General features: G+C 67.0%; 15 protein-coding genes. 7 read left to right on the top strand and 8 right to left on the bottom strand.

All coding sequences use genetic code 11. The features are described from left to right. The first annotated feature begins 135 nt into the window (after positions 1–135). Complete coding sequence (locus Y900_RS19285) at positions 136–612, top strand: SixA phosphatase family protein (RefSeq protein WP_192827598.1); 477 nt, start codon at positions 136–138, stop codon at positions 610–612. Here Y900_RS19285 and Y900_RS19280 read toward each other — a convergent pair. Both Y900_RS19280 and Y900_RS19275 read right to left on the bottom strand, forming a co-directional pair. Further along, positions 609–1,103, bottom strand: coding sequence for a DUF3558 domain-containing protein (locus Y900_RS19280; RefSeq protein ID WP_149383406.1), 495 nt, complete (start codon positions 1,101–1,103; stop codon positions 609–611). The two genes, Y900_RS19285 and Y900_RS19280, sit on opposite strands and share 4 nt — an antisense overlap. Positions 1,104–1,153: 50 nt before the next feature. Then, positions 1,154–1,711: a DUF3558 domain-containing protein gene (locus Y900_RS19275; protein WP_109751099.1), complete on the bottom strand. Its 558-nt coding sequence runs from the start codon at positions 1,709–1,711 to the stop codon at positions 1,154–1,156. A gap of 163 nt (positions 1,712–1,874) precedes the next feature. Here Y900_RS19275 and Y900_RS19270 point away from each other — a divergent pair, with 163 nt between their 5' ends. Further along, on the top strand, positions 1,875–3,629 hold the full coding sequence (locus tag Y900_RS19270; protein WP_036343907.1) for an ABC transporter ATP-binding protein: 1,755 nt from the start codon (positions 1,875–1,877) through the stop codon (positions 3,627–3,629). Next, a complete protein-coding gene (locus Y900_RS19265) occupies positions 3,626–5,530 on the top strand; it encodes an ABC transporter ATP-binding protein (RefSeq protein ID WP_036343906.1) in 1,905 nt (634 codons plus the stop codon). Before Y900_RS19270 ends, Y900_RS19265 begins: the two co-directional genes overlap by 4 nt. Here the strand turns inward: Y900_RS19265 and Y900_RS19260 are convergent. Both Y900_RS19260 and Y900_RS19255 read right to left on the bottom strand, forming a co-directional pair. Further along, positions 5,527–6,951 carry an APC family permease gene (locus tag Y900_RS19260; protein WP_036343905.1) on the bottom strand — a complete coding sequence of 475 codons (1,425 nt, stop codon included), beginning with the start codon at positions 6,949–6,951 and terminating at the stop codon, positions 5,527–5,529. The genes Y900_RS19265 and Y900_RS19260 overlap by 4 nt on opposite strands. Before the next feature lie 35 nt (positions 6,952–6,986). Next, on the bottom strand, positions 6,987–8,084 hold the full coding sequence (locus tag Y900_RS19255; protein ID WP_036343903.1) for an alcohol dehydrogenase catalytic domain-containing protein: 1,098 nt from the start codon (positions 8,082–8,084) through the stop codon (positions 6,987–6,989). Between the two features lie 122 nt (positions 8,085–8,206). On the opposite strand from Y900_RS19255, the gene Y900_RS19250 reads away from it, so the two are divergent. Further along, positions 8,207–9,655: a PucR family transcriptional regulator gene (locus Y900_RS19250; RefSeq protein WP_036347270.1), complete on the top strand. Its 1,449-nt coding sequence runs from the start codon at positions 8,207–8,209 to the stop codon at positions 9,653–9,655. On the opposite strand, the gene Y900_RS19245 is transcribed toward Y900_RS19250, so the two are convergent. Both Y900_RS19245 and Y900_RS19240 read right to left on the bottom strand, forming a co-directional pair. Next, positions 9,652–10,224, bottom strand: a complete 573-nt coding sequence (locus Y900_RS19245) for an ATP-binding transcription factor AbmR (RefSeq protein ID WP_036343902.1) — start codon at positions 10,222–10,224, stop codon at positions 9,652–9,654. The genes Y900_RS19250 and Y900_RS19245 overlap by 4 nt on opposite strands. A gap of 75 nt (positions 10,225–10,299) precedes the next feature. Next, the gene (locus Y900_RS19240; protein ID WP_036343900.1) at positions 10,300–11,424 is read right to left on the bottom strand and encodes an adenylate/guanylate cyclase domain-containing protein; all 1,125 of its coding nucleotides are present in this window, start codon (positions 11,422–11,424) and stop codon (positions 10,300–10,302) included. Between the two features lie 26 nt (positions 11,425–11,450). Here Y900_RS19240 and Y900_RS19235 point away from each other — a divergent pair, with 26 nt between their 5' ends. Then, complete coding sequence (locus Y900_RS19235; RefSeq protein ID WP_036343898.1) at positions 11,451–11,948, top strand: DNA-deoxyinosine glycosylase; 498 nt, start codon at positions 11,451–11,453, stop codon at positions 11,946–11,948. On the opposite strand, the gene Y900_RS19230 is transcribed toward Y900_RS19235, so the two are convergent. Next, on the bottom strand, positions 11,945–13,336 hold the full coding sequence (locus Y900_RS19230) for an amidase (RefSeq protein ID WP_036343896.1): 1,392 nt from the start codon (positions 13,334–13,336) through the stop codon (positions 11,945–11,947). The two genes, Y900_RS19235 and Y900_RS19230, sit on opposite strands and share 4 nt — an antisense overlap. 36 nt (positions 13,337–13,372) lie before the next feature. Here Y900_RS19230 and Y900_RS19225 point away from each other — a divergent pair, with 36 nt between their 5' ends. Further along, positions 13,373–13,804 carry an HIT family protein gene (locus tag Y900_RS19225; RefSeq protein ID WP_036343894.1) on the top strand — a complete coding sequence of 144 codons (432 nt, stop codon included), beginning with the start codon at positions 13,373–13,375 and terminating at the stop codon, positions 13,802–13,804. A 7-nt stretch (positions 13,805–13,811) separates the two neighbouring features. After that, positions 13,812–14,240, top strand: a complete 429-nt coding sequence (locus Y900_RS19220; RefSeq protein ID WP_036343892.1) for a nitroreductase family deazaflavin-dependent oxidoreductase — start codon at positions 13,812–13,814, stop codon at positions 14,238–14,240. A gap of 113 nt (positions 14,241–14,353) precedes the next feature. Here Y900_RS19220 and Y900_RS19215 read toward each other — a convergent pair whose 3' ends face one another. Then, a complete protein-coding gene (locus Y900_RS19215; RefSeq protein WP_036343891.1) occupies positions 14,354–15,385 on the bottom strand; it encodes an LLM class flavin-dependent oxidoreductase in 1,032 nt (343 codons plus the stop codon). Between the last annotated feature and the right edge of the window lie 134 nt (positions 15,386–15,519).

Raw genomic sequence — 15,519 nt, 5'->3', positions numbered from 1 at the left:
GCGTCCTTCCTGTTCTCGGTGGGTGCTGCGGCGAGTGTAGGGCCCGGGGCCGACAAGTCCGTGGACCTCGTCCGGCATGTACCGATCGGGGTTTAGCCTGGGCCGGTGACTGCCGGAGAACGCACGCTCGTGCTGATGCGCCACGCCAAATCGGACTACCCGAACGGGGTGCCCGACCACGACCGACCGCTGGCGTCCCGCGGTATCCGAGAAGGCGGTCTCGCCGGTGACTGGCTGCGGGCCAACATCCCGGCGATCGATCTGGTGCTGTGCTCCTCGGCGACCCGCACCCGTCAGACCCTCGAGCGCACCGGTATCACCGCGCCGGTCACCTACTCCCACCGTCTCTACGGCGCCACCCCGGGAACGATGCTCGCCGAGATCAACCAGGTGCCCGACCATGTCGCGACGCTGATGGTGGTCGGCCACGAACCGACGATGAGCCAGCTGTCACTCGGCCTGTCCGACCCTGACCGCTCGGATCGCGCCGCGGCCGACGGCATCGCGATGAAGTATCCGACCTCGGCCATCGCCGTGCTGCGGGTGCCCGTCGGCTGGGCGACGCTGGAACTCAGCAGCGCCGAGCTGACGGCGTTCCACGTGCCGCGCTAGGAGTTGGTGGCCAGCGTCAGTTCCATCAGCTTGATGGCCTGACCGCACGCATCGATGCCGGGGGCCTGCGGGTTGACCCACCACCCGACGACACCGCCGGCGTCGCTGGCGACGCCGCAGCCACCGTTGGGATCACTGGTCCGCATCACGATCGACGGCACACCGGCGATCGACCGGTTCTCGATCTGGTACTTCAGGAACTGACCGACCGACCGCTCGTTGTCGAGGCTGCCCTGCTCGTACCAGAACCGGGTGATGTCGACCAGGCCGGCCGGGTTGGCGGCCTGCCAGCGGCAGACGGCACCGACGAAGGTGCTCTGGATGTCCAGCGGGTCAGCGCCCACCGTCTTGGCCAGGATGTCGGTGGTGAGGACGTCGCATTCCTTGAGCAGGTTCGGGTACTGCTGCGCCGAGTTGTCGTTGCGCGGCACGCTGCCCGAGCCCGACTTGGCCGCGGTGCCGTCCACCGTCTTGGCGCAGCCGCTGACCATCACCAGGGCGCACACCGCCGCACCCACGGCGGTCGCTATCCGACGCGGGCTCATTTGGAGTTCACGATCGATTGGCGGGTCAATTCCTTGGCCACGTCGCAGGCCGGCGGGAAGGGCTTCTCGGCGAAGCTGACCGACCATTCGATGAAGTCGTCGTTGAACTGGATGCCGACCTCGCACAGGTTGTCCCCCAGAGTCGGATCGGTGCCGACGGCGATGAAACCGGTGTGGCCCTCGATGTTGATGTCCTCGACGCTGGTGCGCGACAGCTCTTCGGTCTTGCGTTCACGCCCGATCGGGCTGCCCCGGTACCAGGTGAAAGAGAAGTGCGGGCCCAGGATGCCGCCGCCGGCCAGCCACTGACAGCCGACGGAGTTCTTCGCCGTGTTCACCAAGCCGGTCACCCGCGTCTGCTCGGCCATCGTCTGGTCGGTGATGCCACCGCATTCGGGGAACATCGGACCGTGTTTGGCGTTGGCCGGCTGCGGTGCGGGAGCCTGCGAACCCTGCGGCTGACCGGGGCCGCTGCCCGAGTCCGAGCATGCGGCGATAGAGGCCGCGATCGCCACAACCCCGGCAGCCAACGCGAGTTTGCGCATCGCTGTCATGCGCACCTGCTGCAAGTCACAGCATGCACTGTAGCGGCAGCCCCTCGGCACAACCACCGACAGGCTGCTTGACCTGCCGCTTTGTCGCGATTCATGGCGTCAAAAAGCGGCGCGACCCGACAACGTCGGCGAAGCCGCGGTAGCGGTGTGCAACAGTAGCGAAATGCTCCTGGAACTGCTGAGACAGTATGTCCGGCCGTACCGGTGGCTGGTCGCGGCGGTGATGGCGCTGCAGACCGTCAGCACCCTGGCCTCCTTGTATCTGCCGACCGTCAACGCCGCGATCATCGACGACGGCGTGGCCAAGGGCGACACCGGACTGATCACCGAACTCGGGCTGGTCATGCTGGCCGTCACCGGACTGCAGGTGGTGTGCGCGGTGGTCGCGGTCTACTTCGGTTCCCGCACCGGCATGGGGTTCGGCCGCGACCTGCGCTCGGCGATGTTTCACCACGTCACCACGTTCTCCGAACAGGAGACCGCGCGGTTCGGGGCGCCGTCACTGCTGACCCGGACGACCAATGACGTCCAGCAGATCCAGGTGCTCATCCAGATGACCACGACGACCCTGGTGACAGCACCGATCATGTGCGTCGGCGGCATCATCATGGCGATCCATCAGGACGCCGGGCTGTCGTGGCTTCTACTCGTCAGCGTTCCGGTGCTGGCGCTGTCCAACTTTTGGATCGTGTCGCGGATGCTGCCGATCTTCCGCAGCATGCAGCGGCTCATCGACGGCATCAACCGGGTGATGCGCGAACAACTCTCGGGAATCCGGGTGATCCGGGCGTTCGCCCGCGAACCGTTCGAGCGCGACCGGTTCGCGGTCGCCAACGCGGCCGTGTCCAACACGGCGCTGGCTGCCGGGCGGTGGCAGGCCTTGATGCTGCCGGTCACCACCTTGACCATCAACATCTCCAGCGTGGCCCTGATCTGGTTCGGCGGCCTGCGCATCGACTCCGGACACATGCAGGTGGGGTCGCTGATCGCGTTCCTGTCGTACTTCATGCAGATCCTGATGGCCGTGCTGATGGCCACCCTGATTCTGGTGATGCTGCCCCGGGCCTCGGTCTGCGCGGAACGGATCACCGAGGTGCTGGACACCGAGCCGGCGATCAGCAGCCCCGCGTCGCCACAACTCCCGGACGGTGGTATCCGCGGTGCGGTCACACTCGACAACGCGACGTTCTGCTACCCGGGTGCGGAGCGCCCTGTGCTGGAAGATGTTTCGCTGACCGCACGGCCCGGGACGACGACGGCGATCGTCGGCAGCACCGGGTCCGGGAAGTCGACGCTGATCTCCCTGATCTGCCGGCTCTACGACGTCACTGACGGCGCGATCCTGGTCGACGGCATCGACGTACGCGACTACGACCCCGAGCGCCTGTGGGCCACCCTGGGTCTGGTTCCGCAGCGGGGGTATCTGTTCTCGGGCACAGTCGCCGACAACTTGGCGCTCGGCGCGGCCCCGGGACAGGTAGTAGCTGACGAGGAGATGTGGCGGGCGCTGCGGGTTGCGTCGGCCGACGACTTCGTCCGTGCCCATCCCGACGGTCTTGAAATGAGGGTGGCGCAAGGTGGCATCAATTTCTCCGGCGGGCAACGCCAGCGACTGGCGATCGCACGCGCGGTGATCCGGCGTCCGGCGATCTACCTGTTCGACGACGCGTTCTCCGCACTCGATGTCCACACCGATGCCCGGGTGCGGGCCGCGCTTCGTGAAGAATCCGCCAATGCCACGGTGATCATTGTCTCCCAGCGCATTTCGACCGTCATGCACGCCGACACGATCGTCGTGATGGATGGCGGCCGGGTGGTCGGCACGGGCACCCACGACACGCTGCTGGCCGGCTGCGAGACCTACGCTCAGTTCGCCGACTCCCAGTCGGTCGACGTAGGCGTCGGGGGCGGCCGATGACCGGGCCCGCGTTCCGCGGCGGTGGCATGCGGGCGATGAGCCAGGACCCTCGGCAAGCCAGATCGCGCGACTTCACCGGTTCCGCGCTGCGGCTGATCCGGCGGCTGATACCACAAAGATGGCCGACAGCGGCGGTCATCGCGTTGTCCATCGTCGGGATCGCGCTGGGTGTCATCGGTCCCCGCATTCTCGGGCATGCCACCGACCTGCTGTTCAACGGAGTCATCGGCCGGCAGCTGCCGGCCGGCATCACCAAGGACCAGGCCGTCGCCGCGGCCCGGGCGCGCGGTGACACCACGTTCGCCGACCTGCTGTCCGGAACCGATGTGGTGCCCGGCCGCGGGGTCGACTTCACCGCGGTGGGCCGCACCCTGCTTCTGGCGCTGGCGCTGTACGTGGTTGCCGCACTGTTGATCTGGGCTCAGGCCCGGCTGCTCAACGTCATCGTGCAGCGCACCATCACCGCGCTGCGCGCCGACGTCGAGGACAAGATCCACCGGTTGCCGTTGTCCTACTTCGATTCCCGGCAGCGCGGCGAGTTACTGAGCCGGGTCACCAACGATGTGGACAACATCCAGACCTCGGTGTCCATGACGATCAGTCAATTGCTGACGTCGGTGCTGACCGTGCTCGCGGTGCTGGCGATGATGCTGAGCATCTCCCCCCTGCTGGCATTGATCACCGTGGTGACTGTTCCGTTGTCGCTGTGGGTGACCCGGGCGATCGCACGCCGCTCGCAGCGGATGTTCATCGCCCAGTGGACCAACACCGGCAGGCTGAACGCTCACATCGAGGAGACCTACAGCGGCTTCACCGTGGTCAAGACCTTCGGGCACCGGGCCGCCGCGCAGGAGAAGTTCCGTGAGTTCAACGCGGACGTCTACCACGCAAGCTTTGGCGCACAGTTCTTTTCCGGCCTGGTCTCACCGGCGACGACGTTCATCGGGAACCTCAGTTATGTCGCGGTCGCAGTGGTGGGCGGTTATCAGGTCGCCACCGGCCAGATCACGTTGGGCAGCATCCAGGCCTTCATCCAATACGTTCGCCAGTTCAACCAGCCATTGACCCAGGTCGCCGGCATGTACAACACGCTGCAGTCCGGGGTGGCCAGCGCCGAACGGGTCTTCGACTTTCTCGACGAGCCCGAGGAAGCACCGGACGCGCCAATCGCGGTGGCCGGCAACGGCGGGCGCGTCGAATTCCAGAACGTGTCGTTCAGCTATCGACCTGGCACTCCGGTGATCGAGGATCTGTCGCTGATCGCCGAGCCGGGCAGCACGGTGGCGATCGTCGGCCCGACCGGGGCAGGCAAAACCACTTTGGTCAACCTCCTGATGCGGTTCTACGACGTCGACGCCGGGAGGATCCTGCTCGACGGCACCGACATCAGAGACGTCAGCCGCGAGTCCTTGCGCTCGCGGATCGGGATGGTTCTGCAGGACACCTGGCTGTTCGGCGGCACGATCGCCGAGAACATCGCCTATGGGAAGCCCGGCGCAGGCGAGGACGAGGTCGTCGAGGCGGCACGGGCGGCGTACGTCGACCGGTTCGTCCATACGCTGCCTAACGGTTACCAGACCCGGGTCAGCGATGACGGTGGCAACATCAGTGCCGGCGAGAAGCAACTGATCACCATCGCGAGGGCATTCCTGGCGCGCCCCCAGCTGCTGATCCTCGACGAGGCGACCAGTTCGGTGGACACCCGCACCGAGCTGCTGATCCAGCACGCGATGACAAAATTACGCCGGGACCGAACCAGTTTCATCATCGCCCACCGGCTGTCCACCATCCGCGACGCCGACAGCATCCTGGTCATGGAAGCCGGCCGGATCGTCGAAACCGGCAGCCACGCCGAGCTTCTCGCTCGCCGGGGGGCCTACTACGCGATGACCCAGGTCTAGCCGACCCCGTCGAGGATGTCCGTCTCGGTGCGGCCGATGCGTTCGATGACCTCCGGACGGGTGCGCTTGACCCGAGCGAACCACATCAGCGCCAGCGCCACCGTCCCCAGGAACAGGTAGGGAATGACGTTCAGCGGGAAGGCCGGAACCGGGTAGACGTTGGCGAAGAAGGTGTAGGCCATCGCGACCACCGCTACGACGGCCGCTGTCCACACCATGCGGTTGGGGATACCCGCCCGCTTGGTGTAGGCCACACACGCGATCGCGACCAAGGCGTAGGCGACCATGTAGCCGTAGGTTCCATAGGTGTCCACCCACACCACGATGTCCATGGGCGCAACACCGGCTGCCAACAGGATGATGTCCAGGACGATGGCCGACGGCCCGGCGATGAGCAGGACCCGATGCGGCGTGAGATGGCCCTCGTGCGTGCGGCCGAAGCGCTCGGCGACGACCCCTTCCTTACCCATCACGTAGACGATCCGGCCGACCACATTCAGCGGGGCGACCACGACCGCGAAGAACGACGCACCGACACCGAATGTGAGCACAGGCGTGAACCAGGTCGGCATGCCGATCTTTGTGGCGATGTCCTGCAACGGACTTACACTCTCGGCCAGTCCGTCGTGCAGCAGCGCGATCTGGGTGTAGGCGGCGAAGACGTAAAGGACGCCGACGACGATTGCGCTCCAGATGATGGCGCGCGGTATCGCGGTGTAGGGGTTGCGGGCCTCGCGTCCGAGCGCGTCCGCCGAGGAGAACCCGACGAAGCCGAGGATGCCGAGCACCATGCCGACCGCGACGCCCTGCACCGGGACTCCGGTCAGGGAGAACTGAGCGGGATCCCACGCCGCCGGTCCGGCCCACACCAACGCCAGCACGAGCAGGATGGTGATGATCGTGACCGAGATCAGCTCGAGCACCAGGGAGACGCGCGCCGAGAGCCGGATCCCGCGGATGGTGAACAGAGTTGCCAAGCCACCTAACACGATTGCGAGGGCGATGTGCCAGCCGACGCCCTGCGCTGATATCCCAAGTGTCGCCAGAAAATCGCTGGCGTAGGACACCGCTCCGCCGAGCGAACCGGCTGCGATTCCCCAGCAGCCGATCAGCAAGCTCACCCCGGCCAGGTACGCGCCGAACGGGCCGAGTCCCTTCGCGACATAGGTGTAGAGAGATCCGGCCGACGCATTGCGCCGAGCGAAGACCACCACGCAGTAGCCAACGGCCAGGATCACCACGGTCGCCAGCGCGAACGACAGCACGGTGCCATTACCGGCGCTCAGGTAGATCGCTGCGGCGGTGAAGGCGATCACCGCGCTCGGCGCGATATTCGCGATCGCCTGAGCGGCCAGCTCAGGACCTGACATCACTCCCCGCCGAAGTCCGGCGTCGGTCGGTGTCACGGTGGTGTTCGACATGGCGAGGCTCCAAATATGTTCGGGTTGGCGGTGATTCAGGGGATCAGCAGCGTACGGAGTGCCTCACCGGACTCCAGATCATCGAAGGCCTCGGCAGCCTCGGCCAGCGGACGCCGTGCCCAGACCAGGGGGTCCAGTTTGAGCTGACCGTCCATGTATCGGTCGACCAATGCCGGGATGTCGATCGACGGCCGCACCGATCCGTAGTTCGACCCGAGGATGCGCTGGTCGGCCTCAGCCAGCACCAACGGCTCGAACGACGCTCTGGCGCCGGTCGGCGGCAGACCGACGATGACCGCGGCGCCACCAAGACCGAGCATCCGGATGGCCTGTTCGGTGGTCGAGGTGTTGCCGAAAGCGTCGAAGGCGTAGTCGACTCCGTCGGGCACCAAAGCCAGGAGCTGCTCAACAGCGTCCCCGCGCGAGGCGTCGACGCGGTCGGTGGCACCGAACTGCATGGCGAGTTGGGTCTTGTCAGACTTCACGTCGATGGCGACGATCCGTTCGGCACCGGCGAGTTTGGCGCCCTGAACCACGTTGAGCCCGACACCGCCACAACCGATCACCGCCACGGTGGCCCCCGGCTCCACCGCGGCGGTGTTCAGCACCGCACCCACTCCGGTCGCCACCGCGCACCCCACGACCGCGATGACATCCAGCGGTGCATCATCGCGAACCTTGACTGCACCGGAGGCCGGCACGACGACTTCTTCGGCGAATGACGAGACACCCAGGTAGTGGTGCACGTGTTCGCCCTTGCGGGACAGTCGCGACGTGCCGTCGAAGAGAACCCCCTTGGGCGCCACGACGGTCGCGACCTTCTGACACCTGGCCTCGTGCCCGGACCGGCAATAGCGACATTCACCGCATGGCGGCACCCACGACAGCACGACGTGGTCTCCGACCGCCAGCGAGGTGACCCCCTCCCCCAGCTCGACGACGACGCCCGACCCCTCATGACCCATCACCAACGGTGCCGGGGCGTCCCACTCGCCGCGTTTGACATGAAGATCGGAGTGGCAGACGCCCGCGGCGGCGATCTTCACGCGGACTTCGCCGGCTTTGGGCCCGGCAAGTTCTACATCGGTGTGCTCGATGGGGGCGTTCTGGTCCCGAAAGACGATGGCTTTCACAGCGATTCCTCGTGGCTGACGACGTAGTTAACGAACCGAATGTTAGGGAGCCAGGCGCGGTCTCGTCACTGTGAAAATTTGTGATGCACTGGCTTCCAATCATCATTTCGTACACTCGGACGGTGGCATACGACGTGCGTGCGGCGGCGGCCTCACTGACCGCCGAGCTGGTGCTCGGCCAGGTGGAGGCCACGGTGGCGGTGAACGAAGCAATTCTGTTGGACGGACCAGTTGTGGCCAGCGCGACGGGCTTCGCCACCGCCGTTGTCGGCGCCACTCACGCGTTTGCCCAGATCTTGGCCGACAGCGCCTTGTCGGCGCATCTGGATACGTGCGTCGCGGTAATTGCCGGAGGGCCTGCGGAGCCGGATCTGACCGCGCGTCTGGCCGGCGAACGGATCACCACGATCTACGCACCCGACCACACCGTCGAGATCGCCCATCTCACGGTTGCCGCCCGGATCGCCACCGACCAGGCTGCCGAAGATCGGCGCGTCACGACCGGCACCAAAGTGTTGACCCAGGTTGCCCGCCGGGGCGGCGTGGTGGCAGTGGTGGCCGAGATGGCGCACCGGATCGACGGTTGGGCCGTGCTCCTCGATTCACGCGGCGAGGTCATCACGACGGCCGGTGCGGGGAGCCTGCACGTCCGCGACGCGGTTGCGGTGGCGTTTCATCGACCGGTGCGGATCCGACACACCGGCCTGCAGGTCCATCCGGTCGGACACGGCGAGGACATCAGTGCCTACCTGGTGATCGGTGCGCGCGGCCCGACCAGCCGAAGTCGCGATCTGGCCTCACAGGCCGCCGCGTTGTTGGATCTGCTGCTTCGCACGGCGGACAATCCAGCTACCGAACGACTCGGCAGAGAGGTGATGGTGACGACCTTGCTGCGTGGCGGCGGGGACGCCGCCGCCCTGCTGCGCCGCTGGGGCGTTCATGAGACGTCACTGACCGCGTTTGCGGTGGCTTCTCGATCGCGAACCATCGACCCCGAGACGCTGGCAATCCGCTGGCTCGACGAGCTCGGCGCCGCCCACGTATTGGCCGAATTGGACGGCGGGGTGCTGGGTTTCGTCCGTGACGATCACGCGCACGATCTCGCTGGGATCGTGGCGCAGCTGAACGGTGAAGGCCGGATGCCGCTACGCCTGGGCCTGGGTTCGCCGGCCAAAGCTCAGCTGCTGGCGCGCTCGGCTGCCGAGGCCAGGAAGGCGCTGGAGGTCGCGGTGGTCGACGCGCGTCCGGTGGTCTGGTATCGGTCGTTGGCGACGGTGAGCTACGTGTTGGAGCATCTCGACGATGGTTCGACCGCCCGGATCGCGGCCGTGCTCGACCCTCTTCGCGACGAAGAGGGCCGGCACGGCGAACTGCTGCGAACGCTCGAGATCTATCTGGCCGAACACGGTGTCTGGGGAACGACGGCCACCCGACTGGGCGTGCACCGCCAAACCCTCGCCAGCCGAATCCGCCGGGTCGAGGAGCTGACCGAGCTATCCATGGCGAACCCCGACGACCGCACCACCGCATGGCTCGCGATTCGCGCGGTGGAGAGTGCCGCGCAGGCCTAAAGGCCCGGACCCTCCGCCCGCAGATCGTCGACCTCGGCCATCGCCGAGCGCAACTTGGCCAACCATTCCTCGGCGTGCTCACCGACGAGTCGCACGCTCCAGGCCAGCGCATCCGAGCGCGACCGGGCAACGCCTGCGTCGACCAGGGTGTCGAGCACTTGACGTTCAGGTTGCTTGAGGCGGGTCATCACCGGAACGGCGATGTGCGTGAACAGGATTCGCTCAGGTGTATCGGAGCCCGCTGTCCCGATCTCTACCCCCCAGGACACCTTGCGGCCGTATCTGTCCTGTGCCTCTTCGGCGATTCGGATCCGCTCGGCACGGGTGTCCTCGCGGAACCTGGAGGCCCGGCCGGCGGCGCGCGCGTCGCTGTCGGGTGTGTCCGTCTCGGGCAGGCGCCCGACGACGGTGATTTCTTCACGGTCGACGATCACGGTCGGGTCTCCGGCGAACCATCCGTCGGGCAGACGGCCGGCGAACCACTCGCCGGCGTCGGTGGCGTCGGGCTGGTCGGCCTGTTGCCAGCCGCCGGGGCGGCCGGGCCGACGATGTGTGTGTTGATGCTTCATGAATTACATGATTACACCGTTACAAAGGCCGCGCCACTACTTCTCTCGCGGCGAACACCGTCAATTCAGGACAGGTCAGAGCTTGTCGGCACGGCGGCCCCGGAAGAGTTTCACCTCGTCCTGGATGCCCTTGAGATGCCGCGCCCGCGCGAACGACCAACTGAAAGACGGGTCGTCCCCGATCTGTTCGCGGGCAGCTTCGGACAACAGAACCGAACCGGGCCGGGCCACCGAGGTGACCCGGCTGGCCAGGTTGACCGGGCTGCCGAACCAGTCGCCCGCGCGGCTGACCGCCTGCCCATAAGACAGACCCACCCGCAGTTGCGGCAAGGCGTCGTCGGCTTCGGTGGCCTCCACCAGAGTCAACATCGCGTCGAGCAACGCCGCGGTGTCGGTGGACACCAGCATCACCGCATCGCCGATCGTCTTGATGAACCGCACCGGTGGCACCGCCACATCGCGGGCGGCGTCGGCGAGGCGGTTGGCGAGCTGTTCGAGTTCCTCAGGCGGAACCGTCTCGCCCAGTCTGGTGAATCCGACGAGGTCCGCGAAGGCGACCGCGATGTCGCGGGCGCCGGGAAGCGATGCGCCGACGGCCCTTTCGTTGGCGTTGATCGCCTCGGTTTCCATGGCGTGGCGTAACTGCAACATCAGCATGTCCTGCACCATCGGGCCCAGCAGCGGTGCCACGGCGTTGACCAACACCTTCGCGTCCCGGGCCATCTGGAGTTCGGTGGTGCCGGGATGTTGCATCGTCGTGGCGACCGCGATGTAGCGCATCGCCTCGGCCGCACGCGAAAGGCCTTCTGCCAGAGTGCGGTACACGGTCAGCAGCCGATCGGGGTCGAACCCCAGATCGAGAAGCCGCTTGACATGCACGGCCGTCTCGGCATCGGGTTTGAGGAACACCGCCGCATCCGGGTCGTCGACCGTCGCGAGCCCACTGGCGCGCTGGAAGCGCCGGAGCAAATCCAGGTCCAGCCCGGTCTGCTCGCTGATCTGCCGAGCCGACAGCCTCGTTCCGTCATCGCCGAGGATCCGGCGGCCGGGCAGCAGCATCGGCGCGAACGCCCCCCGGATCTCCTCGACGGTGATGCCCTGCTCCACCAACCAGGGAATCAATTCGGCCCGTTGGGCACGGGCATCGCCCGTGAGCCCGTCGAGCAGCCCGGCGGCCTCCGGGTCGACGGTTTCGGTCACCGACCCAACGTATACCGTCGACCCCGATGTCACGCTCCCCGCTCCTGGAGGGACTGCCACCCATCGGCTCACCCGATGCCCGGTTGCTGATCCTCGGCAACATGCCCAGCGTGCTCTCGCTGGCGAGCGGGCAATACTACGGAAACCGGCGAAATGCGTTCTGGCGCATCATCGGTGAGGTGTTCGGGTGCGAGCCGGCCGCGCCGTACGAGCATCGGTCCGAAGTCCTGACCCGCCACGGGGTCGCCGTCTGGGACGTCCTCAAGCACTGCAGGCGGGTCGGCAGCCTGGATTCGGCCGTCGAGCCGGACAGCATGGTGCCCAACGACTTCGGGACGTTTTTCGCCGCCCGGCCTGGCATCGAGCGAGTGTTCTTCAACGGCGCGGCCGCCGAGCGCAACTTCACCCGGCTCGTCCATCTCGACGTGCCGGCCACGTTCGTGCGCCTGCCGTCGACCAGCCCCGCGCAGACCATGCGCTATGCCGACAAGCTCGCGGCCTGGAGCGCGGCGCTGACCGGCTAAGAGACCGGCGGTCTCCGGTTCGCCCATGGCCGCGCCATCTCGATCTGATGGCTCAGCGACAGCAGCGTCGCCTCATCAGAGGGCCGGCCGACCAGCTGGATCGACATCGGCACCCCGGCGTCGTCGAGGCCCCACGGGACGACGGCTGCGGGCTGGCCGGTCGCGTTGAACATGGCGTTGAACGGCACCCGAGCCGACACCATGGCCAGCGTCGCGACCCCGCCGCGGTGCTGGTACTGCCCGATGCGCGACGGACCGGTCGCGGTGCCGGGGGTGATCAACACGTCGACGTGGTCGAAGATCGACTGCACCCGCGCCGCGAGTGCCGGCTCGGCCGCGCGCACCTTGGCGATCTGCGCCTCGGAGATCAACCGGCCAAGCCGGGCAATGCCTTTGGTCCTCGGTTCGAGCCGTTCCCGGTGCGGCAGAGCGGTCGCATCCTGGAAGGCGCCGCGCCACATCCGCGGCAGCACATGGCCGTACACCGCCCACGCCGGATAGTCGGGATCGCGCCAGATCACCTCGTGGCCGAGATCACGCAGCAGCGTCTCGGCACCGTCGAGTGCCTTCTGCTGTGCCGTCCCGACCCGACCGAGCATGGTGGGAGGAAGCTTGGTGCTCAAGGCAATTCGGAGTCTGCCAGGCTCGCGGCTCGCGGCAGTGACGAACCCACCCGACGGACCGGGCAGCGCCGAGGTCGCGTCGAGGAACAACGCGGCGTCCTCCACTGTGCGCGTCATCGGGCCGTTGACGGACAGGCCGCACCACGCGTCGTCGTGCGGAGCCATCGGCACCCGGTCACGCTGCGGCTTGAGTCCGAACAGCCCGCACCAGGTGGACGGAATACGGATGGACCCGGCGCCGTCGGAGCCCAGGGCCATCGGTGCGAGGCCCGCGGACACGGCCGCACCGCTGCCGCCGCTGCTACCGCCCGGTGCGCGCTCCAGATCCCACGGATTGTGAGTGGCGCCGAAGGAGATTGTTTCGGTGAACGGCCACAGCATCATCTCCGGTACCGACGTCTTGCCCAGGATCACCGCGCCCGCCTCGCGCAACCGGCGCACCACCAGTGCGTCGCTCGTCGGCGCCTGTCCGTAGGCGCTGCTGCCGTAGCAGGTGAATTCGTCGGCGACGTCGACGTCGTCCTTGATCGCGATCGGGACGCCCAGCAGCGGCCTGCGTTCACCGGCGTCGAGCAACTCCTGTGCGGCTGCGGCTTCCCGGCGCGCGCTGTCGGTGAGCACTACGCGATAGGCACGCAACTCCCGGTCGACGCGCGCGATCCGGTCGAGATACAACTCCAACAGGGCGGGCGCGGTAATGGTGCCGTTGACGAGCATGCGAGCCTGCTCGGCAGCACCGGCGAAGGCAATGTCGGTGGAGTCCATCTCCCGGAGCCTAACGCTGCCCGCTACGGTGGCCAGATGGCATGCGTGTTCTGCGAGATCGTCGCCGGTACGGCACCCGCCATCCGCGTTCACGAGGACGACGATTTCCTCGGCATCCTGGATATCCGCCCGTTCACCCGGGGCCACACCCTGGTGGTGCCCAAGCAGCACACGGTCGACCTCACCGACACCCCGGCCGAGACTCTGGCCGGGATGCTCGCCGTCGGGCAGCGGATCGCGCAGGCGACCCGTGCGTCTGATCTCGGCGCGACCGGCAACAACATCGCCATCAACGACGGCAAGTCGGCCATGCAGACGGTGTTTCACATTCACCTGCACGTGATCCCGCGACGCGACGGCGACAAGCTGTCGTTCGCCAAGGGGATGCTGCTGCGCCGCGACCCCGACCGCGAGGGCACCGGACGAATCCTGCGCGCCGCCCTGTCCCAGCTCGACACGATCGGATGAGAGAGCCATGCCCGATTCCGCACTGATGACATTCGTGAAGGTGCACGAGTGGCTGTACCGGCGCACGAACGGTTGGATCGGGCACCGGATGCCCGGGGCTCCGTCCTCGCTAATGCTGCACACCATCGGGGCGAAGACCGGCCAGCCCCGGTCGAATCTGCTCGCCTACTACCGCGATGGCGACGACTACCTTGTCGTCGCGTCCAACGGCGGAGCGAACCGCAACCCAGCCTGGTACCACAATCTGCGCGCGCATCCGAAGATCGACATCTTCCTGGGCAGAAGGCGTTTGTCGGTCACCGCACACATCGTGATGCCGGACGACCCTGACTACGGGCGGTTGTGGCACATCTGCGACTCGAACAACGGCGGCCGATACAGCTCGTATCAGCGCGGCACCACGCGTCCCATCCCGGTTGTGCGCCTGACACCCTGAGTGTCCGCCTCTGAGCGACAAGAGGCCCCACATCGAGATCGACGGCAGCGCAGCAAAGGTCGAGAAGACGTCACGCCAACGTCGATCTCGATAGCCCGCCCCGAAAAACCCTGCTAAAAAAGCTCTTTCGCCAGCAGTTCCAGCGTGGTCTCCCGGTCCGGGGCGGTCGCCGGATCGGTGCCGCGATGCGCGGACGCGACGGGGTTCACCATCACCTCGTCGACGTCGAACTCTGCGGCCACCGCACGAACCTGGTCGGCCGCCTCGGACGGTGAACCGACCACGGCCTTGCTGCGCCCGGATGCGATGACCGCCTCGGCCTGCGGGTGCATGGTCAGCGCCGCCGCGTCCTCGACCAGGTCGAGCGGTCCGAGCGGTTGACCGGTGCGCAGCCGGGCCATCATCTGCAGGTTCGGCAGCAGCAACGCCTCGGCCTCGGAGCGGGTCGGCGCGACCACCGCGTTGACCGTCATGAACGTCACCGGCTCGGCGGCCACCGCACTGGGCCGGAATTCCGACCGGTAGGTGGCCAGTGCCTCGACGGTGCCCTGACCGGCAAAGTGATGCGCGAACACGTACGGCAACCCCTTGGCGGCGGCCAGATGCGCCGAATACATCGACGAACCGAGCAGCCACAACCGCGGCTCCTCGACCGCCGCCGGCGTGGCCTTGAGGATGTAGTCCTGATTGCGGATCGGGATACGCACCCCATGCGCGCTCATCAGCGCCGCCACGTCGTCGAGGTACTGCGGGAAGTTCTCGATATCGGAATCGTCGCGGGTGCCCCGCAACATGTACGACGTCACCGGGTCTGAGCCGGGCGCACGGCCGATGCCGAGGTCAATACGCCCCGGAGCGGCGGCCTCCAATAACGCGAACTGCTCGGCAACGGCCAGCGGTGCATGGTTGGGCAGCATCACCCCACCCGAACCCAGCCGCAGCTGGGTGGTCTGGGCAGCCAGGTAGGCCAGGATCACCGGCGGGCTGGTAGCCGCGACCGCGGGCATGTTGTGGTGTTCGGCCACCCAGTACCGGGTGAAGCCCAAGCGATCGGCGGTCTGGGCCAGCCGTACGGTGGCCGCCAGCGCGTCGGCGCTGGTCTGATCGGTACGTACCGGAACGAGGTCGAGGACAGAAAGCCGCATAGTCACCTCAACGATACGAGCGCGTGCATGCTTCCCCTCCCCGGAGGGCAGGAGCGAAGCGACCCGGGAATTGACACCGGAGGGCAGGAGCGAAGCGACCCGGGAATTGACACCGGAGGGCAGGAGCGAAGCGA

This window comes from Mycolicibacterium aromaticivorans JS19b1 = JCM 16368 (genome assembly GCF_000559085.1).
GTDB classification, from domain to species: Bacteria; Actinomycetota; Actinomycetes; order Mycobacteriales; family Mycobacteriaceae; genus Mycobacterium; species Mycobacterium aromaticivorans.
This window is presented reverse-complemented; position numbering and strand designations above follow the sequence as displayed.